This is a genomic window from Pseudosulfitobacter pseudonitzschiae (assembly GCF_900129395.1).
Taxonomy (GTDB): domain Bacteria; phylum Pseudomonadota; class Alphaproteobacteria; order Rhodobacterales; family Rhodobacteraceae; genus Pseudosulfitobacter; species Pseudosulfitobacter pseudonitzschiae.
The window spans coordinates 71,488-92,559 of record NZ_FQVP01000011.1 but is presented as its reverse complement, the minus strand read 5'-3'; the positions used below and the strand labels follow the sequence as shown (position 1 = coordinate 92,559).

Annotated in this window: 16 protein-coding genes; 5 read left to right on the top strand and 11 right to left on the bottom strand. The window is 63.1% G+C overall.

Annotation, left to right across the window (positions count from 1 at the left end; translation table 11 throughout):
* Positions 1 to 17: 17 nt before the first annotated feature.
* Positions 18 to 1,454, bottom strand: coding sequence for a YfcC family protein (locus BUC08_RS21590; protein WP_037929001.1), 1,437 nt, complete (start codon positions 1,452 to 1,454; stop codon positions 18 to 20).
* A gap of 136 nt (positions 1,455 to 1,590) precedes the next feature.
* On the opposite strand from BUC08_RS21590, the gene BUC08_RS21585 reads away from it, so the two are divergent.
* Positions 1,591 to 2,250, top strand: a complete 660-nt coding sequence (locus BUC08_RS21585; RefSeq protein ID WP_234973789.1) for a GntR family transcriptional regulator — start codon at positions 1,591 to 1,593, stop codon at positions 2,248 to 2,250.
* Positions 2,251 to 2,252: 2 nt separating this feature from the next.
* On the opposite strand, the gene BUC08_RS21580 is transcribed toward BUC08_RS21585, so the two are convergent.
* The 8 genes from BUC08_RS21580 to BUC08_RS21545 all read right to left on the bottom strand — a co-directional run bounded on the left by BUC08_RS21580 (position 2,253) and on the right by BUC08_RS21545 (position 12,409).
* On the bottom strand, positions 2,253 to 3,989 hold the full coding sequence (locus BUC08_RS21580) for a dipeptide ABC transporter ATP-binding protein (RefSeq protein WP_037929002.1): 1,737 nt from the start codon (positions 3,987 to 3,989) through the stop codon (positions 2,253 to 2,255).
* A 4-nt stretch (positions 3,990 to 3,993) separates the two neighbouring features.
* Positions 3,994 to 4,932 carry an ABC transporter permease gene (locus BUC08_RS21575; RefSeq protein WP_051694587.1) on the bottom strand — a complete coding sequence of 313 codons (939 nt, stop codon included), beginning with the start codon at positions 4,930 to 4,932 and terminating at the stop codon, positions 3,994 to 3,996.
* Positions 4,925 to 5,920: an ABC transporter permease gene (locus BUC08_RS21570; protein ID WP_037929005.1), complete on the bottom strand. Its 996-nt coding sequence runs from the start codon at positions 5,918 to 5,920 to the stop codon at positions 4,925 to 4,927. The genes BUC08_RS21575 and BUC08_RS21570 overlap by 8 nt, the downstream gene beginning before the upstream one ends.
* 88 nt (positions 5,921 to 6,008) lie before the next feature.
* On the bottom strand, positions 6,009 to 7,604 hold the full coding sequence (locus BUC08_RS21565; protein ID WP_037929008.1) for an ABC transporter substrate-binding protein: 1,596 nt from the start codon (positions 7,602 to 7,604) through the stop codon (positions 6,009 to 6,011).
* A gap of 22 nt (positions 7,605 to 7,626) precedes the next feature.
* Positions 7,627 to 8,799: a M20 aminoacylase family protein gene (locus BUC08_RS21560; RefSeq protein ID WP_037929011.1), complete on the bottom strand. Its 1,173-nt coding sequence runs from the start codon at positions 8,797 to 8,799 to the stop codon at positions 7,627 to 7,629.
* A 237-nt stretch (positions 8,800 to 9,036) separates the two neighbouring features.
* Positions 9,037 to 9,762 (bottom strand): ribonuclease activity regulator RraA, encoded by a 726-nt coding sequence (locus BUC08_RS21555; RefSeq protein ID WP_037929016.1) that lies wholly within the window; start codon positions 9,760 to 9,762, stop codon positions 9,037 to 9,039.
* Between the two features lie 273 nt (positions 9,763 to 10,035).
* Positions 10,036 to 11,103 carry a ParB/RepB/Spo0J family partition protein gene (locus BUC08_RS21550; protein ID WP_037929019.1) on the bottom strand — a complete coding sequence of 356 codons (1,068 nt, stop codon included), beginning with the start codon at positions 11,101 to 11,103 and terminating at the stop codon, positions 10,036 to 10,038.
* Position 11,104: 1 nt separating this feature from the next.
* Complete coding sequence (locus tag BUC08_RS21545; RefSeq protein ID WP_143186808.1) at positions 11,105 to 12,409, bottom strand: AAA family ATPase; 1,305 nt, start codon at positions 12,407 to 12,409, stop codon at positions 11,105 to 11,107.
* Positions 12,410 to 12,770: 361 nt separating this feature from the next.
* On the opposite strand from BUC08_RS21545, the gene BUC08_RS21540 reads away from it, so the two are divergent.
* Positions 12,771 to 13,466 (top strand): DnaA N-terminal domain-containing protein, encoded by a 696-nt coding sequence (locus BUC08_RS21540; protein WP_037929186.1) that lies wholly within the window; start codon positions 12,771 to 12,773, stop codon positions 13,464 to 13,466.
* 156 nt (positions 13,467 to 13,622) lie between these two features.
* On the opposite strand, the gene BUC08_RS21535 is transcribed toward BUC08_RS21540, so the two are convergent.
* Positions 13,623 to 14,177, bottom strand: coding sequence for a TetR/AcrR family transcriptional regulator (locus tag BUC08_RS21535; RefSeq protein ID WP_200796226.1), 555 nt, complete (start codon positions 14,175 to 14,177; stop codon positions 13,623 to 13,625).
* 166 nt (positions 14,178 to 14,343) lie between these two features.
* On the opposite strand from BUC08_RS21535, the gene BUC08_RS21530 reads away from it, so the two are divergent.
* From BUC08_RS21530 to BUC08_RS21520, 3 genes are read left to right on the top strand one after another with little or no spacing between them, the layout of a single operon-like run.
* Positions 14,344 to 15,555, top strand: coding sequence for an efflux RND transporter periplasmic adaptor subunit (locus tag BUC08_RS21530; RefSeq protein WP_143186805.1), 1,212 nt, complete (start codon positions 14,344 to 14,346; stop codon positions 15,553 to 15,555).
* A 5-nt stretch (positions 15,556 to 15,560) separates the two neighbouring features.
* Positions 15,561 to 18,668: an efflux RND transporter permease subunit gene (locus BUC08_RS21525; protein ID WP_037929022.1), complete on the top strand. Its 3,108-nt coding sequence runs from the start codon at positions 15,561 to 15,563 to the stop codon at positions 18,666 to 18,668.
* Complete coding sequence (locus BUC08_RS21520) at positions 18,665 to 20,056, top strand: efflux transporter outer membrane subunit (RefSeq protein WP_037929024.1); 1,392 nt, start codon at positions 18,665 to 18,667, stop codon at positions 20,054 to 20,056. Before BUC08_RS21525 ends, BUC08_RS21520 begins: the two co-directional genes overlap by 4 nt.
* A gap of 25 nt (positions 20,057 to 20,081) precedes the next feature.
* Here BUC08_RS21520 and purU read toward each other — a convergent pair whose 3' ends face one another.
* A complete protein-coding gene (gene purU, locus BUC08_RS21515) occupies positions 20,082 to 20,966 on the bottom strand; it encodes a formyltetrahydrofolate deformylase (protein WP_037929026.1) in 885 nt (294 codons plus the stop codon).
* Positions 20,967 to 21,072: the final 106 nt, after the last annotated feature.

The following is a 21,072-nucleotide window of genomic DNA, read 5'->3' as shown; positions in this document are numbered from 1 at the left end:
CCTTACGCGAAACCCTGTCAGCCGATCCAGCCGGTCAACTGGGCATAGACCAGGAACCCCGCCGCAATCGCGACCCAGATGCCGAACAGCGGCAGGAAGAAACGCACCCAGCGGTCCCAGCTTACCCCCGCCAGCGCCAGCGTCGCCATGAAATAGCCCGAGGTCGGATACAGGATGTTCGACAGCCCGTCGCCCAGTTGATAGGCCAGCACCGCGTTCTGGCGGGTCACGCCGATCAGGTCCGACAGCGGTGCCATGATCGGCATCGTCACCAGCGCCTGACCGCTGCCTGACGGGATGACAAAGTTGAACCCCAGCTGCGACAGGAACATGCCCACCGCAGACAGCGTGTGCGGGAAACTGCCCACCAGGTTGCCCAGCCCGTGCACCAGCGTGTCCATGACCTGCCCCTGCTCCAGCATCACCGCCACGGCACGCGCCAGCCCCACGATGATCGCGCCCACCAGCACGTCGCGGAACCCTTCGTTAAAGGCCTCGCAAATCCTTGTGGTGGACAGACCGGCGATCAGGCCGACAGAAATGCCCATCAGCACGAACAGCCCCGCCATCTCCATCATGAACCAGCCGCGCGTCAGCACGCCCCAGACCATGACCGCGAAAAATCCCAGCGCGGCCAGACCGGCCACCATCTGACGGCCCGTGAACCGCAAGGCGGGGCTGTCGATGTTGTTCTGATAGATGGCCCGCTTTTCGATCTCCTTGGCGTCACCCGCCATCAACCCCAGCTCGGGATCGCGGCGCACCCGCAGCGCATAGCGGGTGATGTACAACACCGCCGCCCCCAGCAAGGCAACGAACAGCAACGTGCGCAGACCGGCACCCGAATACAGCGGCAGCTCGGCAATGGTCTGGCCCAGCCCGGTGTTGATCGGGTTCAGCACGCCCGACGTGAACCCCGCCGTCGTCGCCAGCAACGCAACCCCCGCCGCCGTGATGCTGTCAAACCGCAGCGCGATCATCAGCGGCAGGATGACCGGCACATAAACCAGCGCCAGCTCTTGCGTGCCGATCAGCGTCGCCACGACCGCAAACGTCACCATCAGAACCGGCAGGATCAGGATCGACCGCGCGGCAAACCGGCGGGTCAGCTTGTCCACGGCCACATCAATCAGCCCCGTCCGCCGGATGACCATGAACATGCCGCCAATGATGAAGGTAAAGAACACCACGACCGACGCATCCGCCAGCCCGCGCGGCACCGCCATCATGAAATCCTCAAGGCCCACGGGGCTGGACGGGACCGTGCGATAGGTGCTGGCATCAATCGCCGTCCTGCCGTTTTCCAGCGTGATCCGGTCATACAGACCCGCCGGAATGAAATGCGTGGCCAGCGCCGCCAGCGCGGTAAAGACGAACAGGATCACGTAGATATGGGGCATCTGAAACCCCGGTTTGTCCTCGCCTGTCTCCAGTTCAACATCTTGCGTGCTCATCGCATCTCCTCCCAAGAAATAGCGTTGATCGGTTATAAAATTTCGTCTAACATTTTAGGTGTGATATTTTCTAAAAGACAACGTTGCAGAACCGACAGGACTTTCAAAATAAACTTGAAAATGACGGCCCACCCTTATGAACATGACGCCAAAGCCTGACACACAGCCGCAATACGACAGGGCCTTTGATGCGCTGCTACAGGCTTTGCGCGCGGGAAAACTGCGATCGGGCACCTACTTCTCGATGCCCAGTCTCGTCGAAGAACTGGGGTTTCCCATTGCCGCCATCCGCGAGGCGACAAAACGCGCCGAACAGCAATCCTTGCTGAAAATCCTGCCCAAACGCGGGATCACGGTGATGGATGCAGGCCCGGAATTCACCCGTCACTGCATGGACATGCGCGCCACGCTGGACAAGGAAGGCGCGCGGCGGTTGCTGGCGCGCGGCCCGGTGCAGGGGCTTGACCCCTTGCGCGACAGCCACCAACAGATGCTGGACCGCGCCCAACAGAACATGACCCCGCTGCTGCCGCCCCAGGCGATCACCGTCGATCTCAGCCTGCACGACGCACTGGCCGGCGGGCTGGAAAACCCGCTGCTGGTGCAATGCTATGCCGAGAACCGCAACCGGATCGCGGTGATCCAGAATTCGCGCCCGCTGCTACAGGACCGGATCGTGCCCGCCATGCAGGAACACCTGTCGATCATCGCAGCCCTTCAGGCCGGCGACACGAACGCGACCATCGCCGCCATCGACCTGCATCTGGCGCAGACCCTGCGCTGGTGGGGGCTGTAAGCTCAGCCTTTGACCGCCGCCCACTCCGACGCATCCGGTGCCGTCACGCGCGGCATCAGCGACAGCAGTTCCGTGGTATAGGGATGCTTGGGCGCCTCAAAAATATCTTCCGCTGCGGCCAGCTCTACCAGCTTGCCCGACTTCATCACGCCCACACGGTCGCACATCTGGCGGATCACCGGCAGGTCGTGGCTGATGAACAGCAAGGTCAGGCCCAGCTCGGCTTGCAGGTCTTTCAGCAGGTTCAGGATCTGCGCCTGGATCGACACATCCAAGGCCGAGGTCGGCTCGTCACAGATCAGGAACTGTGGCCGCGTCGCCAGCGCCCGCGCGATCGAAATCCGCTGCCGCTGCCCGCCGGAAAACGCATGGGGATACTTGTGCGCCGCATCGGCCCCCAACCCCACGTGGTCCAGCAGGTCCGCCACCACGCTTTGCGCTTCGCTGCGGCTGGCGGCCAGACCGTGGTGCAGGATCGGCTCGGCCACGATGTCCCCCACCCGCATCCGCCGGTTCAGCGATGAAAACGGGTCCTGAAAAATCATCTGGATCTGTTGCCGCACCTTGGCCGCCATCGGCTGCGCATCAGTGCCGCCAATAACCTGCCCGTCATAGACCACCTGCCCGACGCTGGGCGTGTACAGCCCCGCGATCATCCGCGCCACGGTGGACTTGCCCGACCCGCTTTCGCCCACCAACCCGAACGTCTCGCCGCGCTTGATGTCAAAGCTCAGGTCGTCCACGGCGGTAAAATCGCGACGCCAGGCCGGAATGATCGACCGGTGGCTGACAAAGCGCATGGTCAGGTTGCGCGCCTCCAACAGGGTCTGGTCGCCACCCTGCACCGCCTTGCCCCGCCGTCCCAGCCAATGCGTCGACAGATCAATCACCTGCCGCTCTTCAGGCGGCGCGCCGTCCTCGCGGTAATCCAGTTGCGGAAACCGCGCCAGCCGCGCATCGGCACGCGGCACGGCGGACAACAGGCTTTGGCTATAGGCATGACGCGGGTGCGCCAGAACGGTCTGCGTGTCGCCGGTTTCCACGATCAAACCGTGGTGCATCACCGCCACGCGGTCGGTGACCTCGGAAATCACGCCCATGTCGTGGGTGATGAAAATCGCGCCCACGTTCCGCTCGCGGCACAACCGCCGCAACAGCGACAGGATCTGCGCCTGCACCGAAACATCCAGCGCCGTTGTCGGCTCGTCACAGATCACCAGATCGGGGTTGGCGCACAGCGCCAGCGTGATCACCACCCGTTGCCGCATCCCGCCCGAAAACTGGTGGGGGTATTCGTTCATCCGCTGCTCGGGGTTCGGAATGCCCACCTCGGCCAGCAAGGCCACCGCCTGCCGCAACGCCTCGGCGCGGCTGGTGTCGCTGTGCTGACAGATGGTTTCGGCAATCTGGTCACCGATGGTCAGCAGCGGGTTCAGGCTGGTCATCGGGTCCTGAAAGATCATCCCGATCCGCCGTCCGCGAATGCGCCGCATCGCGGCCTCAGACAGCGTGTCGATGCGCTGCCCGTCAAACCACACCTCGCCACCCGCGATCCGCCCGGGCGGTTCCAACAGGCCGATCACCGCGTTGCCGATGGTCGACTTGCCCGCACCGGATTCACCCACGATGCCGACGATTTCACCGCGTGCGATGCTCAGGTCGATGCCGCGCACCGCCTCGACGGTGCCCCGACGGGTGTCAAAATCAATCCTCAGATTGCGCAGGTCCAAAAGGCTCATGGTATCATCCCAACGTCGGGTTAAGGGCGTCGCGCAGCCAGTCACCGACCAGATTGACAGTCAGCACCAACAGGGCCAGCGCGGCACCGGGGAAAATCGTGATCCACCACGATCCCGAAAACAGGTAATCGGTGCCGCCGTTGATCAGCGTCCCCAGCGACGGCTGGGTCGGCGGCACACCAACCCCCAGAAAGGACAGCGTCGCCTCGGTCAGGATCGCACCCGACAGGTTCAGCGTGGCAATCACCATGATCGGCCCCATGACATTGGGCAGGATGTGGCGGAACATGATCGTCAACGGACCGATCCCGATCAACCGCGCCGCCAGCACATATTCCTGACTGCGCTCGACCATGGTCGACGCACGGACCGCGCGGGCAAACTGCACCCAGTTCGACAGGCCAATCGACAGGATCAGCACCAGGATGGCCACCTTGTCCATGGTCGACGGCGGCGCGATGGCCCGCAAGATGCCGCTGATCAACAGCGCAACCAGGATCGTCGGCAGCGCCAGTTGCACCTCGGCGATCCGCATGATGACCGCATCCATGAACCCGCCGCGATACCCCGCGATCAGCCCCGCAGTCACCCCGATCACCAGCGACAGCGCCACGCTGGTCACCCCGATGAAAATCGACATGCGGCTGCCGTAGAGAATGGTTGAAAAGATCCCCCGCCCCACCGCATCGGTGCCCAGCGGATAGCGCGCATCGCCGCCCTCAACCCACGCGGGCGGCAGGTTGGAATCGAAAATGTCGATCGACGCCATGTCGTAAGGATCGTGAAAGGCGATGACACCCGCCCCCAACGCCGCAAAGATCATCAACAGCGCCCCCACCGCCGCAATCACGGTCACGGGCGATTCAAGAAAGCTCAGCATCAGGTCGCTTTGCCGGATGCGCTGCCAGCGGGTGACAGGTGGGGCAAAAACAGAATTACGCATGTGCGTTCCCCTTCAGCGCGCCCGACCGCAGACGCGGGTCGATGGCATAATAGGTCAGGTCGGTGATCAGGTTGATCACCACGAAAAAGAACGCGATCATGATCAGATAGGCGGACATCACAGGAATATCGACCTGCTGGATCGCCTGCAAAAACAGCCGCCCCATGCCCGGCCACTGAAAAACGCTTTCGGTGATGATGGCAAAGGCGATGACCGCCCCCAATTGCAGCCCGATCACCGTCACCACGGGCATCAGCGTGTTTTTCAGCGCATGGCGAAAGTGCACCACCCGGTCACGCAAGCCCCGCGCACGGGCGAACTTGATATAGTCGGTGCGCATCACGTCCAGCATCTCGGCGCGCACCAGGCGCATCACCATCGTGGTCTGGAACAGCGCCAGCGTGATCGACGGCAGGATCAGCGCCCGCAACCCCGATGTGGTCAGGAAACCGGTGGTCCACGCGCCGCCAAACACCTCGGTCGTCTCGCCGCGCCCAAAGGACGGCAACCAGCCCAGCACGACCGAGAACAGATAGATCAGCATGATCCCGATCAGGAATGTCGGGATCGAAATCCCCACCAGCGACACCGCCATCAGCCCCCGCGCGATCCGCCCGTTGCGGTGCAGACCGGTGTAGACGCCCAAAGGGATCCCCAGCAGGATCGACAGCAAAACCGATGTGCCGGCCAGCTCGAACGTGGCAGGCATACGCTCTTGCAGCAACACGCCCACGGGGCGCTTGTGGAAATAGGACACGCCGAAATCGCCCTGCACCGCGCCGCTGACATAGCGCCAGAACTGCACGGCAACGGAATCGTTCAGCCCCATCATTTCGCGCAGCCGTTCGATCTCGGCCTGCGAGGCATCCTCGGTGACCATCTGGCGCACCGGGTCACCGACGAAATCAAACAGCGCAAAAGCCACGGCGGCGACGACGAACATCACGATAAACGACTGGGCCAGACGGCCCGAGATATAGCGGATCATGGCGTACCTTCCGGATGAAAAAACCGGGGACCAGACCTGCCCGGTCCCCGGAAGTCAGCGGCCCGCAACAAGGCCGCCGGGGAGTGGCTTAGCGGGTGATCTTCGCATCGGCATAGTTGAACCCGTCATCGGCCCGCTGTTTGACCTCGACACCGTCCCGCACACCCCAGACCACGGCCTGTTGGTGCAGCGGCAGGTAATAAACCTCGTCATGCACGATCTGGTAGGCCTCGGCGATCAGGGCATCACGCTTGGCCGTGTCGGTTTCGCTTTCCACCAGTGCGACGATCTCGTCGATGCGCGGGTTGGAAAAGTCGCCGTTGTTGATCCGGCCACGGCCCGACGCCTCGTCCCAGCTTCCCATCAGGTTGAACAGCACCGAATAGCTGTCCAGACCGCCGGGCGTCCAACCCATCATGTAAATGGCGAACTCTTGCACGGGGCGCCCCACGACCTTCCAGTACTGGCTGACGTTCATGGTGCGCAGGTCCACCTGAATGCCCACGCGCGCCAGCATCGACGCAACGGCCTGACAGATCTTTTCGTCGTTCACATAGCGGTTGTTGGGGCACACCAGCGCGGTCCTGAACCCGTCGGGATAGCCCGCCTCGGCCAGCAGCTTGCGCGACGCTTCGGGGTCAAAGGGATACCGCTTCATCTCGCCCGCAGGGGCGAACAGCAGCGGCGAAATCAGCGTCGCCGCAGGCTCGGACAAACCGTTCATCAGCTTGGACTGGATGCCGTCAATATCAATCGCCTGATACAGCGCCAGCCGCACGCGCCGGTCCTTGAACGGATTGGTCGGCGTGTCTGTCAACAGCGCCACATCGCGGTTCTGGTCCATGCCCAGCATGATCGTGCGCAGTTCCGGCTGGATCAGAACACGTGTGCCCGCGTTGGCATTCACCCGGTCGATGTCTTGCAGCGGCACGGGGAACATCATGTCGATCTCGCCCGACAACAGGGCCGCCACGCGGGTGCCGTCCTGGGTGATCGGCGTATAGATCACACGGTCCAGATTGTCCGTCCGCTCGCCCCACCAGCCGTCAAACGGCTCGAACACGGTCTTGGTCTCGGGCTGGCGTTCGGTCACCCTGAACGGACCGGTGCCATTCGAGTGCAAACCCGCATAGCTTTCGATGTTCTCAACAGTGTTCGATGGCACGGTCGCGCTGTTTTCTTCCGCCCATTCCTTGTCCATCATATAGATGCTGGTCCACATGTTCGGCAGGATCGGGTTCGGCTCGGCGGTGTGAAAGTCGATGGTGTAATCGTCCACCTTGGTCATCTCGGTGACCATGGTCACACGGTCGCGCAGGAAGGAATATTCGTTGCCCACCCGCCCCATGGAGAAAATCACGTCATCGGCGTTGAAATCGTTGCCGTTCTGAAACTTGACCCCTTCACGCAAATGAAACCGCCAGACGGTCGGCTCGATCACCTCCCAGCTTGTGGCCAACCCCGGCGCCAGCGACATGTCCGACGCGCGCATCACCAGCGGTTCATAAACGTTGCCCAGAATGGACAACGGCAGCGCCCCGGTGGTGCCATGCGGGTCCAGGTTGGCAATATCCGCCTGCGACGCCCACTTCAGCACGTTTTCCTGCGCCACGGCCCCCTGCCCCGTCGCAAGCACAACCGCCGTGGAGATGGCCAGCGCAGACACCAGTTTCAAATGTTTCATGTTTTTCCCTCCCAGAAAGATGTCAGCGTTTCGCTGACAGTTGATCCTCGACCAAAGCGGCGAAATAAGACGCGCCAATGGGCAGGATCTCGTCGTTGAAGTCATATGCGGGATGATGCAGCTGGGGATCGTCCGCCCCCTTGGCTGAGCCCACATGGATATAGGCACCGGGCAGAACCGCCAGCATCTCGGCAAAATCCTCTCCGCCCGCCACCGGCTTTGGATCGCGAACAATAGCGTCGGCCCCCAGTATAGACGAAATCGCACGGTCTGCGGATGTCGCCTCGGCGGGGGTGTTGATCGTGGGCGGGCAGCCCATGCGATACTCAAGGTCCAGCGTGACGCCGTAGGCGACCTCGATGCCCTTGCAAATCTCTTGCACCCGCCGCCGCACGGTCTCGCGCACGCCGGGATCGAATGTGCGGATCGTCGCGTGCAACTCGGCGCTTGGCGGGACCACGTTGACCGCAGTGCCCGCGATAAAGCGGGTCACGTTCACCACGGCCACCTCGATGGGGTCGATGTTCTTGGTGCACAGGTGCTGAAACGCCGTGTGCAGTTGCAAGCCCACCGCGATGGGATCGTTGCCGTTGTGCGGACGGGCCGCGTGGCTGCCCTTGCCGTGGATCACGATCTTCATCGTGTCCACCGCCGCCATCACCGCCCCGGCCCGCACCGATGCGGTGCCCACGGGCCGGTTGGGCGCGTTGTGCAAGGCCCAGATGCTGTCGCAGGGGAACTGGTCGAACAGCCCCTCGGCAATCATGCGCTTGGCCCCTGCCCCGGCCTCTTCGGCGGGCTGGAAAATGAAATGCACCGTGCCCGAAAAATTGCGCGTCTCGGCCAGGTATTTGGCCGCCCCCAACAACATCGTGGTGTGCCCGTCATGGCCGCAAGCGTGCATGACGCCGCTGTTGGTCGACCGGTACGGCAGGTTGGTCTGTTCTTCCATCGGCAGCGCGTCCATATCGGCCCGCAACCCGATCGACCCGCCCCCGTCACCGCCGCGCAGCACCCCGATCACGCCGGTCTGGCCCAGACCGCGATGCACCTCGATCCCCCAGCTTTCCAGCCGCTGTGCCACCAGGTCGGATGTCCGCTGCTCCTGGTAGTTCAACTCGGGATGCGCATGAAAATCGCGCCGCCATTCGGTCATCTCGTCGTGCAGTGCGGCGATCTGTGGATATGTCGGCATCCGGGGAAAAGCTCCTGTGTCAGGGTTGCAGGGTCCCTCGCAGCCTAGCCAGTCGCCATTTTCATTGAAAATACCGATTGGCCGCCAAGATATAACTTTGGGTAATGTTTACAGCCAAAAACCAATGCTTTTTTGGCAAAGCCTTGTGTGCCACGCGGCCACAGCCCCCAGCGCAGAAAACCGGCCTGTCAGCGACCTGAATGATCGAAAGGTGCCCGTGCCCCTCGGGGCATGGGACTACCGGCCCGTCTTGACGCGCCAGGCGTCAAACTTCTTCTGGTTCTCTTCCAGCGTGCAGGGATAAAGCCCGATGATCGGCGCCCCTGCCAAAACTTCCTCAAGCACGAAATCCTCGAACGCTTCCATGCCTGCGCACACCTCGGCAATCTCGTCGGCCAGATGCGCGGGGATCACCATGACCCCGTCGCCGTCACCTACGATCACGTCACCGGGAAACACCGCAACCCCGCCGCAACCGATGGGCACGTTGATGTCCAGCGCCTCGTGTTTGGTCAGGTTGGTCGGCGCCGACGCCCGCGCGTGAAAGGCGGGCATGTCCAGCGCACCGATCCCTGCCGCATCGCGCAGACCGCCGTCGGTGACCACGCCGGCACAGCCGCGCACCGCCATCCGTGTGACCAGGATCGACCCGGCAGTCGCCGCTGTTGAATCCTGCCGCGCGTCCATCACCAACACATGCCCCTCGGGACAGGTTTCCACCGCCACCCGCTGCGGATGATCGGCATTGCGGAACACGTCCAGTTGGTTGCGATCCTCACGCGCCGGAATGTAGCGCAGGGTAAACGCCTGCCCCACCATCCGCTCGGCCTTGGGCGACACCGGCACAACGCCTTGGATGAACTGGTTGCGCAGACCGCGCTTGTACAACTGCGTCGCAATCGACGCGGTGCCGGTGCGCTTGAGTTGCGCCTTGGTGGCGTCGGACAGGATGTAGTCACACATGGGGAAATCCTTGGTACAGGTGCAGGCTGTAGGTTGGCCTTTTAACTAATATATTAGTTCACACACCGCAAGGATTATGCGGCATAGCACCTGCGTGTGGGTGTCCCACTCCGCGTCCAGTCCTGTATCTCTAACGTGTATGGCAGCTAAGTGATTGTTTTTGCTTTATAATTGCAAGGGTAACCCATGGGTTACCTCCCTGCCCGCCATCAAGGTAACCCGTGGGTTACCCTCGGCACATGGCCGCCGGGGTAACCCATGGGTTACCGTCCGTCACAGCGGCCTGACCGACGGTCCACCGCGCAGCTCTTCCTCGAACGCCTTGATGGCCCGCTCAAGCTGTGACTTGGGGATCGCCGCGAAATCGTCCTTGCTGACGATCCGGCACTCGCCCCGCCGCGCCGTCACCTTCAGGCTGCCGACGTGAAACTCGAACTTTTCCCGTGGCTCCAGCTTTTTCTTCGGCGTCTGCGGGGTGGTTTTTGCCGCATCGACAAAGGCCACCAGCGCCTTGTTCTGCTCTTCGGGGGTCTGGCACGTGGCCAGCTTTTCGCGCAACGCCTGTGCCGCCCCTTGGGTCTTGAACGCCCGCGACACATCCACACCCAGGTTGCGCGACACCGCCTTGGGGAACGGCAGCACATCGCCCAGTTGCGACAGCAGGAAGACAAAGCTGCGGATGTAGGATTTTTTCATCTTGTGCAGCGAGCCATAAAGACGCGCCACCAGCGCGTCGGGGTCCGGCTCGCCCACCGCGTCGTCCTGTGCGGCGGTGATGACAACCTGCGCCATCTCGGCAAAGGTCAGATCCTCGCGCACAACGTTTTCCTCGACCATGTCGATGTACCGCGCCAGCCGCCCGTCATCGCCCCGTTCGATCCGCGCGATGATGGTGCCGAACCGCGCGTCGCCGGTTTCCGCCAAAAGCTGCGAGAGCGCGGTGAACCGGCGCCAGCCTTTTTTCAGCTGAAAGCTGCCGTCGGGACCGGGATAGACCTCGATCGGTTCTTTCTGTCCCCGCTCGCGAATGGACGCCTTCAGCTCTTCCATCTCGTCCGAGGCGGCAACCGCCTCAAGGTCCATCCGGTCACGCGGCAGGTCGTCGGTCGCAATCTGCGACAGCTCCAGCGACATCAGAACCCGCCCCTCGTCCTGAGCGGTGCGAAAGGCTTCGGCGTCCACCGCATTCTGGCGGCGCTTCTCAACCTTGGCCTCGGTGGCGTCGGTCAGGCTTTCCGCCGCCTCGCGCACGGCGGCGCCCATCGGGCCGACAGACCGCTCGCGCCGCTGCGGCGGCTCGGTTTCCAGAGGGGCAAATCCGAACTTGTTGCTCTTGGCCATCTCATGTCTCTCCCTTGTCTGCGTTGCGTTCCCAGGCTGTCAGCATGGTCGCCCTGAATTCCTCGTAAGCCCGGTCAAAACTTTGCCGCGCCCGCTTCCAGGTTTCGCGGGTCATCTGGCGATAGTCCTGCTCATAAACCGACATCTGGAACCGGCCCGACTGTTCGACCGCACGGGTCATTTCGATCGGGTTCTGACAAACGTCCGCGCCGAACACATTGCGAAAGGCATCCATCATCGCGGTGTGCAGCGGGTTGTTGGTTTCGAACCGGGTCATGAGGATACGTATGTCCAAAAACTGTTTCGGAAGCGTAATCCCGGCGTCCGCTGCCAGCTTGCCGAACCCGTCCGAAATATCCTCCATCGCGTCGCCCAACTGGCCCAGATAGCTGGTGGTGGAATCGTATTCCCAATAGCCGGGACCGGAAGGGATATAGAGAATGTCAGCCGCAAAGGCCGCGTTCAGGGATTGATAGCCGATGGCCGGCGGGCAGTCGAAAATGATGACGTCATATTGGTCGTCGGGCAGCTCATCCAGGTAACGCGCGACGCAGCCAAAGAACGACCACGCCTTGTGCAGCGCGCGGTACTGGGCGCTGGCGAATTCGACAAAGGCCGCGTTGGCGCAGCTTGGGATGATGTCGATGGTGGGCCAGCAGGTCGGCTGGATAAAGTCCTGCGTCCGCTGCGCGCCGATGCTTTGCACGTCTTCGGGCAGTTCGTCGGCGGCGGGGTAGGGGCATTCCTCGGGCAGGTCATAGCTGTTCATGATCCGGTCCGCCTCGCGACACAGATCGCGGCACATGATGCCCCAGACGGTGTTGCCTTCCTTGACCTCGACCAGCCCCATCGAATGGGTCAGCGTCGCCTGCGGGTCAAAGTCGATGCACAGCACCCGGTAGCCGTCCAGCGCGGCGGCATTGGCCAGGTGTTGCGCCACCACGGTCTTGCCCACGCCGCCCTTGAAGTTCGAGACAGCGACACGGATCGCGCGGCCATCGGGCCGGCGGGGCAGCAGGGACTTGCCGCGAAAGCGCAGGCGGCGGCGCAATTCGTTGATCTCTTTCAGAGAGAACCAGCGCTGGCGGCCATCGTCCTGGGTTTCGCCTTGCGGCAGGGTCGGGTCCTCTGCCAGTTTCTTGCGCAGGGTGTCGGGGGGGATGTCGAACATGAACTGGCTGATTTCCCAGATCGAGAAGGGGCGCAGCGCCTTGACCACGCCGGGGTCAAAGGTTGCGCGGCGCACGGAAGCCTGTTGTGCCAAACTGCGCGCGTTCATGTCCTGAAGGTCTGAATGATCTCTCATGGTGCTGCTCTTGCTATTTGGATATTTTTCTTCAATAACGGGATATAGCCAAATTGGCAAAAGCAAACTTTGGCGTTTCCGCTCCTGTTAATCTGTCCCATCCCAGCAATCACAGGAAATCGGGCCCTTTATTTAGTGACACATATGGCCACATCAGGCTCTATTTGGTGACACAGGCGGGCAGATATAGTGACATGACTGATGTCACCCTATACCTTATATACCAGATTCAATTTATTCTTTTTGGAATTCGTGTATTTTCAGGGGCGTTGACAGAAAACGGGATTTTATGCACTTATCAACCTCAATGAGAATCGGCCCGCAGATGGCCGCCATTGAGAGCCGAGACAGTGAGACCAGCATGGAACCCAAGCGACTGACAGGACCCGGCGCGGGTTCCATGAAATATGATGTGCTGACCGCACTGACGGTGTCCGGTCTGCATGGAACCCCCGCCCAGCAAATTTCGATGACGCGGCTCTGTGCTTTGATCACGGCGCGGTACAATTGGAAACTGGATCATTTCTGCGTGGGCCAGCCTGAAATGGCGCGGATGTGGCATGTGACCGAACGCACCGTGAAACGCGAGATCAAACGCTGGGTCGAGGATCGGCTGCTGATCTGTGTGCGCAAGGGCGTGCGGGGCAGGGTAGGGGCTTATCGGTTGAATATCCTGCGTGTGTTCGAGCTGTCGCGCGATATCTGGGGCGCGGTGGGGCCGGACTATGCCGAGCGGATGCAAAAGATGGACCCGGGGCAAAGGTCGTCGGTGGTGAAGGTGGATTTCAGCAAACCGGTGCAAGAGGTCAATGTCCCGGACGATGGCACGTCCTGGTATGCGGTGTCCCAACGGCTGAAGGCGCTGTATCCCGAGAAGCACCGCAACTGGTTCGCGCCGCTGCGCTTTGTCTCGGACGAGGGCGGCACCTATACGCTGGCCGCGCGTAGCGGGTTTGTCGTGCGGTATTTAGAGACGCATTTCAGCACGGTCATGGCCGAGGCGGTGGTGGCCGAAGTGGGGCTTGGCAGGCGCATTGCCTTTGTGGTCGATGACTGACACTGGCGGTTGGGTCTGAAATATTATCGGACCTGACCGCTTTGACACGGTGCGGCGGTTACGGCCTGATTCCCAACGAACAAGCGCCGCCAACGGCTTTTCACAATCCGCGACGGAAAACCCGCACGCCCGCGTAAAACACCCGAACAGCTGAATTTACAGAGGCCCGGCATGTGTGTCGCTTTGCATCAGGATTTGAGTGACACTGCGCAATCTGGTGGCGATCAGCGTCGTGATGGCGTCGAGCCCCAGGCTATCGTCCGCGACCCATGTCATGACGGCCTCGGTCAGGGCCTGGGTGGCCAAAGAGGCCAGAAGTCGTGCTTCGACGGCCATATCGTCCCCCAGTCGCGCGTTGAGCATTTCGGTGACCAGAACCGTTGTTTCATCAAGCCGGGTGCGGAACATTTCCTGCAGGGCGGGGTGTGCCTCGATCACCTCCAGGATCTTGAGCAACAGCGCGCGGTCCAGCGGATGGTCGTGTGCGGCCTGTCCCAAAAGATGCGCAAGGTCGTCGATGACGGGATTCTGCGAACCGGCGAACCAGCCCGCGCCGATCAGGTCGATCCTGACGGCATCGCCAAGGATCGCGGCATGTTTGTTGTTGTAATAATTGAAGAAGGTCCGGGTGCTGATGCCGGCCTCGGTGGCGATGGCTTCGGTGGTGGTGTTGTCCAGACCATTGCGCAGGGCGACCGTCACTGCGGCCATCTGGATGTCCCTGCCGGTCTGCAGGCGGCGCCGTTCGCGAAGACTTGTGACCATCGAATATCTGCCTAAATTTTTCACACAAAGAAAACATTGCACACTGTGCAACAATATGCAATCTGCCGTCGCAATGGCGATGCCGCCGATCAGGAAACCGGATGAGATGACAATGTACAAGTTTACCCTCTTTGCGGGCGCAGCCGTTTTGTTGGCCAGTTCCGTCGTCGCCCAGGCCCCTGCAGGCATGCCCCCCAAACAGGTCGGCGTTGTCGAAGCGCAGGTTCAGGACGTGCCACGGATCGTGACCCTGCCCGGACGGGCGGTGGCGGCGTCGTCCACGGCAATCCGTCCACGGGTCAGCGGGATCGTCACGGAAATCCTGTATGAACCCGGTCGTTTCATTGCGGCGGGCACGCCGATGTTCCGCATTGACGATACGACCTACGAGGCGAATGCCGCGGCGGCGGCGGCACAGCTTTCCAGTGCGCAGGCGCAGGTGACCGAGGCACAGGCGGCCTATACGCGGACCGAACGGCTGGTCGGGTCGGGCAGCACGCAGGCACAGGTCGAATCCGCCCGTGCCACGCTGGACCAGGCGCGGGCGGCGGTGGATTCCGCCCAGGCGAACCTGACGCTGGCGCAGGCGCAACTGGGCTGGACCACGGTGACCAGCCCGCTGTCGGGGATCGCGAGCGTTTCGGCGGCCTCTATCGGTGACCTGGTCACCGAAGGGCAGGCGGACGCGATGGCGACGGTCACCCAGCTGGACCCGATCGAGGTGGACATGTACGAGCCGTCGTCGCGGTTTCTTAGTGTCATGGACGATATCACCGATGGCACGCTGCGGCTGAACGAGGAGCTGAACGCGACGCTGACGCTGGAGAACGGGCGTGTCTATCAGGGGCAGGGGTCGCTTGTCGCGCCGGGGGTGACGGTGTCAACCACGACCGGCTCGATCGACACGCGGTTCCGTTTTGACAATCCCGACAACATGATCCTGCCGGGCATGTTCCTGCGCGGGCAGGTCGATCTGGGGATCACGCAGGCGATACTGGTGTCGCAATCGGCAACCAGCCGCGACAAGCTGGGCAAGCTGACGGCCTGGGTCGTGGTGGACGGCAAGGTCAGCCAGCGCGCGCTGACCGAAGAGGGCACCTTTGAGCACCAGTGGATCGTCACCGGCGGCGTGGAGGACGGGGACATGGTTGTCGTGGACGGGCTGGCGGGGCTGAGCGAAGGGGCGGAGGTCGTGCCGGTTCCCGTAAGCTTTGACGACAACGGCGTGGTCCGCGACCGCGCGCCTGCACAGGCCCAGACCGACACGGAACCCCAGGCAGAGACGCCTGCAACGGCGCCGTCCGACGCGTCCGCGACGGAGTAACGTAAATGGCCCGTTTTTTCATTCACCGCCCGGTCTTTGCCTGGGTGATCGCCCTGGTCGTGATGCTGGTTGGCGCGCTTGGCCTGAATTCGCTGGCGATTGAGCAATATCCGCAGATTGCGCCGACCACCGTGCGGATTTCGGCGGTTTACACAGGGGCGTCGGCTGAAATCGTTGAATCCTCGGTGACGACCGTCATCGAAGACGCGATGACCGCGGTTGACGGCCTGATTTACATGACCTCGAATTCGACCGCCGGATCGGCGTCGATTTCCCTGACCTTTGACGACAGTGTCGATGCGGACATTGCGCAGGTGCAGGTGCAGAACAAGCTGCAGCTTGTCACCTCGCAGTTGCCCGACGTGGTGCAGCAGCGCGGGGTGAGCGTTTCGCGGTCAACCAGTTCGATCCTGATGGTCGGCGCCCTGACCAGCGCGGACGGCACGCGGTCGACGGTAGAGCTGGGCGATCTGGTGTCCCAGTTGATCGAGGACCCGGTCAAGCGCACCCCCGGCGTGGGGTCGATCAGCACCTTTGGCTCGGGCTATGCCATGCGGATCTGGATGGACCCGATGAAGATGGTGCAATACCAGGTGACGCCCGCGGATGTGACGGCGGCGGTGGCGGCGCAGAACACAAATGTCACTGTCGGCGACCTTGGGGCGCAACCCAGTGCCGGCGGCCAGCGGGTCACGGTGCCGATTTCGGCGCAGTCACAGTTGTCGACCGTGGAAGAGTTCGAAGGCATCCTGTTGCGGGTCGATCCGGATGGGTCGACCGTGTTTCTGGGAGATGTCGCAAAGATCGAGATCGGCCAGGAAAGCTATGGCGGGGATGCGCGTTACAACGGCAATCCGGCGGCGGGCTTTGCGGTGAACCTGGCGACGGGGGCGAATGCGGTCGATACCGCTGCGGCGGTGCGCGAGACGATCAGCGGACTGGTCGAGGGGCTGCCGCAGGGGGTCGAGGTGGTGTTTCCCTATGACACTTCGCCCTTTGTCGAGAAATCCATTTCGCAGGTCTACAAGACGCTGATCGAGGCCGTGGTGCTGGTGTTCCTGGTGATCCTCGTGTTCCTGCAAAGCTGGCGCGCCACGCTGATCCCGGTGATCGCAATTCCGGTTGTGTTGCTGGGCACTTTTGCCGTGCTTGCGGCGGCGGGGTTCACCATCAACACGCTGACCATGTTCGCGCTGGTGCTGGCGATTGGCCTGCTGGTCGATGATGCCATCGTGGTCGTCGAAAACGTCGAGCGGGTGATGGAGGAAGAGGGCCTTGGCCCTGTCGCGGCGACCGAAAAGAGCATGGACGAGATCACCTCGGCGCTGGTGGGCATCGTGCTGGTGCTGTCGGCGGTGTTCCTGCCGATGGCCTTTATGGGCGGGGCCACGGGGGTGATCTATCGCCAGTTCTCGGTGACGATCATCACGGCGATGGTGTTGTCGCTGGGCGTGGCGGTCATCCTGACGCCCGCGATGTGTGCCAGCCTGCTGAAGGCGCGCAGCCATGGGGACAGCATTGCGCCGGCCCGCTGGTTCAACCGCAACCTTGACCGGGCCACCAACGGCTATGTCAGCGTCGTGACGCGCTATGTGAAACGTCCGTTCCGGGCGCTGGTGGTGCTGGTCGCGGTGGTGGCCGGCATGGCCGTCCTGTTCGAGCGCCTGCCGGGGTCGTTCCTGCCGGATGAGGATCAGGGGGTCGCGCTGGTCGTGATCCAAGGGCCTGACGGGTCCACCACCGAACAGACCAAGGCGCTGGTGGAAAAGGTCGAGACCTATCTGCTGGATGCCGAAAGCGACACGGTTGAATCGGTTTTTGCCGCCCTGGGCTTTGGTTTCGGGGGCAGCGGGCAAAGCAGCGCGATGGTGTTCGTCAAGCTGCGCGATTACGCCGAACGCGACGGGTTTGACATTGCCGGACTGGTGCAGCGCGCGAACGGTTATTTCTTTTCCACCAACCGGCAGGGCACCATCTTTGTCCTGCAACCGCCTGCGATCCAGGGTTTGGGCAGCTCATCGGGTTTTACCATGTACCTGACCGATCAGGGGGGGCAGGGACAGGCGGCGCTGGCGGCGGCTGCCGATCAGCTGGTCGCCAATGCACAGGCGGACGGGCGGGTGACATCCCTGCGCGGGAACGAAGCGGCGACCGAAACGGCGCTGCGGCTGGACATCGACCAGCAGAAGGCGGCGGCCTTTGGCCTGTCGATCACCGACGTCAACGCGATGCTGTCGGTCATTTTCGCAGGCCGCGAGGTCAATGATTTTGCCCTGGGCAACGATCTGCGTCCGGTGATCGTGCAGGGGCAGGCCGATGCGCGGTCGCAGCCCGAGGACATCAACAGCTGGTACGCGCGCAACAGCGCGGGCGAGATGGTGTCCTTTGCCGCATTCTCGGACCAAAGCTGGACGCAGGAGCCGCAGGCGGTTGCCCGCTATGGCGGCACGCGCGGCATGGAACTGAGCGGTGCGGCGGCGGCGGGCCTGTCGTCCAGCGATGGCATGAACGCGATGGAAGAGCTGGTGTCGGAGCTGGATGGCAATTACGGGACCGCGTGGACCGGCCTGTCCTATCAGGAGCGGTTGTCGGGCAACCAGGCGCCTTTGCTGTTCGCGCTGTCGGCCCTTGTGGTGTTCCTGGCGCTGGCCGCCCTGTACGAAAGCTGGACCGTGCCGCTGGCGGTGATGCTGACGGTTCCGGTGGGGATTCTGGGCGCGCTGGCGGCGGCCTATTTCCTGGGACAGTCGAACGACGTCTATTTCAAGGTGGGGCTGCTGACGACCATCGGACTGGCCGCGCGCAATGCCATCCTGATCGTGGAATTTGCGCAGTCCCAGGTGCACGAGGGCAAATCCGTGATCGAGGCGGCGCTGATCGCGTCGCGCCAGCGGCTGCGTCCCATTCTGATGACCACCTTTGCCTTCATGCTGGGCGTGCTGCCGCTGGCCATTGCATCTGGTGCCGGGGCAGGGGCGCAAAACTCGATTGGCATCGGCGTGTTGGGGGGCATGGCGTCGTCGGCGCTGCTGGGGATTTTCCTGGTGCCGGTGTTCTACGTCGCGGTCCTGAAGCTGAGCGGGATGATATCGCGAAAGGAGAAACCAGCGTGACCCTTGTGAGAAAACCTGTCGTGGCGCTGTCTTTGGCGGCCTTGTTGCTGAGCACGGCCTGTGCGGCGGTGGGGCCTGACCCCTCGGCGGTGCCGACGCCGGCCTTGCAGGCCAACTTTGCCGAAGGGGCGGCGGTCCCGGTGGGGCAGGTTGTCACACAAGCCTTTTGGCGCGGCTATAACGACGCGACCCTGACGCGCCTGATCGAGACGGGGCTGGCGACCAACCTCGATATCCTGGCTGCGAACGAACGCATCCGTGCGGCACAGGCCGACGTGGCCGCAACACAGCCGCTGGCGGCGCAGTTGGGGGGCGACAGCGCCAGCGCCAGCCGGATGCGCGCGGGTGGCGACGGTCAGCCGGTTACGACGACAACCGGCGCGAGCCTGTCGGCCGGTTTCGTGTTCGATCTGTTCGGGGGCGCGCGCCGCGCGCGTGAGGGTGCCGAGGCCGCCGAAGCCGCGGCGCGGGCGCAGGCCGAGGTGACACGGCTGGCCTGGCTGGCCGAGGTGATCAGCGCCTATTCCGACGCGCGCTATTACCAGCAGGCACTGGCGCTGACCCGCGACACGATTGCCGCGCGCGAGGCGACGCTTTCGGTGAACAACACCATGCTGGGTCTGGGCAGTGCGACCGATCTGGACGTGGCCCAGACCACGGCGCTGTTGCAGACGGCCCGTGCCGATCTGCCCAACTTCGAGGCGCTGTTCAATGCGCAGGTTTACCGGTTGTCGACCTTGCTGAACCTGCAGGCCGCCCCGCTGATGGCACAGATGCGCCGTGGCGCGCCCGCCCTGCGCATTCCGCCGGGTCCGGGCACGGGCGTGCCGGCCGAGTTGCTGCAAAACCGGCCCGATGTGCGGGCGGCGCGGTTCGACGTGATGCAGGCGCTGGCCGCGGTCGGGGTTGCCACCGCCGACATGCTGCCGTCGCTGTCGCTGAGCGGCACCGTCAGCGACACGGGCGGCGCGGACAGCTGGCGTTTTGGTCCTGCGCTGACCCTGCCCGTGGCCAACCAGGGCCTGTTGCAGGCCACCCGCGCCCGCCGCCAGTCCGAGGCGCGGCAGGCCGATCTGGCGTGGCGGTCACAGATCACGGCAGCGGTCGAGGATGTTCAGGTCGGACAGTCGAACCTGCGTCGTTATCGCCAGCGCGTGAGTGCGCTGGACCAGGCGGCGGCGTCCTATGAGAACGCCTATGGCCTGGCGCGCACGACCTTTCAGGCCGGGGCGACGGCGCTGGTCGACTTGCTGGATGCTGACCGCCAGCGCGCGGCGGCCCGGTTGCAAGCGGCATCGGCGCGCAACGACGCCGCCAAGGCCTGGGCGGCGCTGCAAATCGCAACAGGGGCCGGAGCGGCGGTGACCGGTACGGCGGGCGGTTCTTAACGCCCTGCCGGTCACCGCCGGCGGATCAGCCCATGCGGTCGCTGCTGTAGGCGCCGGGCGAGGGCGGGAACACCACGGTCTTGTTGCCGTTCAGGAAGACGCGGCGGTTGGCGTGGGCGTGGATGGCACGGGCCAGAACCTGCGCTTCGACGTCGCGGCCCAGAGACACGTAATCGGTGCTGTTCTGGGCGTGGGTCACCCGCACGATGTCCTGTTCGATGATCGGACCTTCGTCCAGGTCGGCGGTGACATAGTGGGCGGTGGCCCCGATCAGTTTCACGCCGCGCTCAAAGGCCTGCTTGTAGGGGTTGGCCCCCTTGAACGACGGCAGGAACGAGTGGTGGATGTTGATGATCCGGCCCGACATTTTCTGGCACATGCTGTCCGACAGGATCTGCATGTAGCGCGCCAGCACCACCAGATCGGCGTCCACATCCTCGACCACTTCCATGATCCGCGCCTCGGCCTGCGGTTTGTTCTCCGGTGTCACCTTGATGTGGTGGAACGGGATGTCGTGGTTGACGACAACCTTTTGGTAATCGGTGTGGTTCGAGATCACCGCCACGATGTCGATGGGCAGCGCGCCGATGCGCCAGCGGTACAGCAGGTCGTTCAGGCAGTGGCCGAAACGCGACACCATGATCACGGCTTTCATCTTGGTGGTTTCGTCGTGGAACGACCAGTCCAGGTCCAGCGGTTCGGCCACGGCGCCGAACTCGGAAATCAGCGTTTCCAGCGTGGCGTCCAGCTCGGACGCAAAGCCCACGCGCATGAAGAATTTGCCCGTGTTCGTGTCGTCGAACTGGGCGCTGTCCAGAATGTTACACCCGTGGTCGGCCAGAAAGGCCGAGATGGCGGACACGATGCCACGGCGCGAGGCGCAGCTAACGTTCAGGCAATATTTCATCATCGTCAGAATCCCAATCTTTGGACGCGGTGGGCTTGGCCCCTGTGACGCTACCTATGCGCCAGCGCAGGACTTCATCAAGGATGCACAACGGCGCGGTGCGATGGAA

Coding starts and splice junctions, on each gene's coding strand:
- BUC08_RS21540 (WP_037929186.1), top strand. CDS start 12,771: ATGGAACCCAAGCGACTGACAGGACCCGGCGCGGGTTCCATGAAATAT.
- BUC08_RS21580 (WP_037929002.1), bottom strand. CDS start 3,989: ATGAGCCTTTTGGACCTGCGCAATCTGAGGATTGATTTTGACACCCGT.
- BUC08_RS21535 (WP_200796226.1), bottom strand. CDS start 14,177: ATGGCCGCAGTGACGGTCGCCCTGCGCAATGGTCTGGACAACACCACC.
- BUC08_RS21585 (WP_234973789.1), top strand. CDS start 1,591: ATGAACATGACGCCAAAGCCTGACACACAGCCGCAATACGACAGGGCC.
- BUC08_RS21545 (WP_143186808.1), bottom strand. CDS start 12,409: ATGAGAGATCATTCAGACCTTCAGGACATGAACGCGCGCAGTTTGGCA.
- BUC08_RS21570 (WP_037929005.1), bottom strand. CDS start 5,920: ATGATCCGCTATATCTCGGGCCGTCTGGCCCAGTCGTTTATCGTGATG.
- BUC08_RS21590 (WP_037929001.1), bottom strand. CDS start 1,454: ATGAGCACGCAAGATGTTGAACTGGAGACAGGCGAGGACAAACCGGGG.
- BUC08_RS21530 (WP_143186805.1), top strand. CDS start 14,344: ATGTACAAGTTTACCCTCTTTGCGGGCGCAGCCGTTTTGTTGGCCAGT.
- BUC08_RS21525 (WP_037929022.1), top strand. CDS start 15,561: ATGGCCCGTTTTTTCATTCACCGCCCGGTCTTTGCCTGGGTGATCGCC.
- BUC08_RS21575 (WP_051694587.1), bottom strand. CDS start 4,932: ATGCGTAATTCTGTTTTTGCCCCACCTGTCACCCGCTGGCAGCGCATC.
- BUC08_RS21565 (WP_037929008.1), bottom strand. CDS start 7,604: ATGAAACATTTGAAACTGGTGTCTGCGCTGGCCATCTCCACGGCGGTT.
- BUC08_RS21550 (WP_037929019.1), bottom strand. CDS start 11,103: ATGGCCAAGAGCAACAAGTTCGGATTTGCCCCTCTGGAAACCGAGCCG.
- BUC08_RS21560 (WP_037929011.1), bottom strand. CDS start 8,799: ATGCCGACATATCCACAGATCGCCGCACTGCACGACGAGATGACCGAA.
- purU (WP_037929026.1), bottom strand. CDS start 20,966: ATGATGAAATATTGCCTGAACGTTAGCTGCGCCTCGCGCCGTGGCATC.
- BUC08_RS21555 (WP_037929016.1), bottom strand. CDS start 9,762: ATGTGTGACTACATCCTGTCCGACGCCACCAAGGCGCAACTCAAGCGC.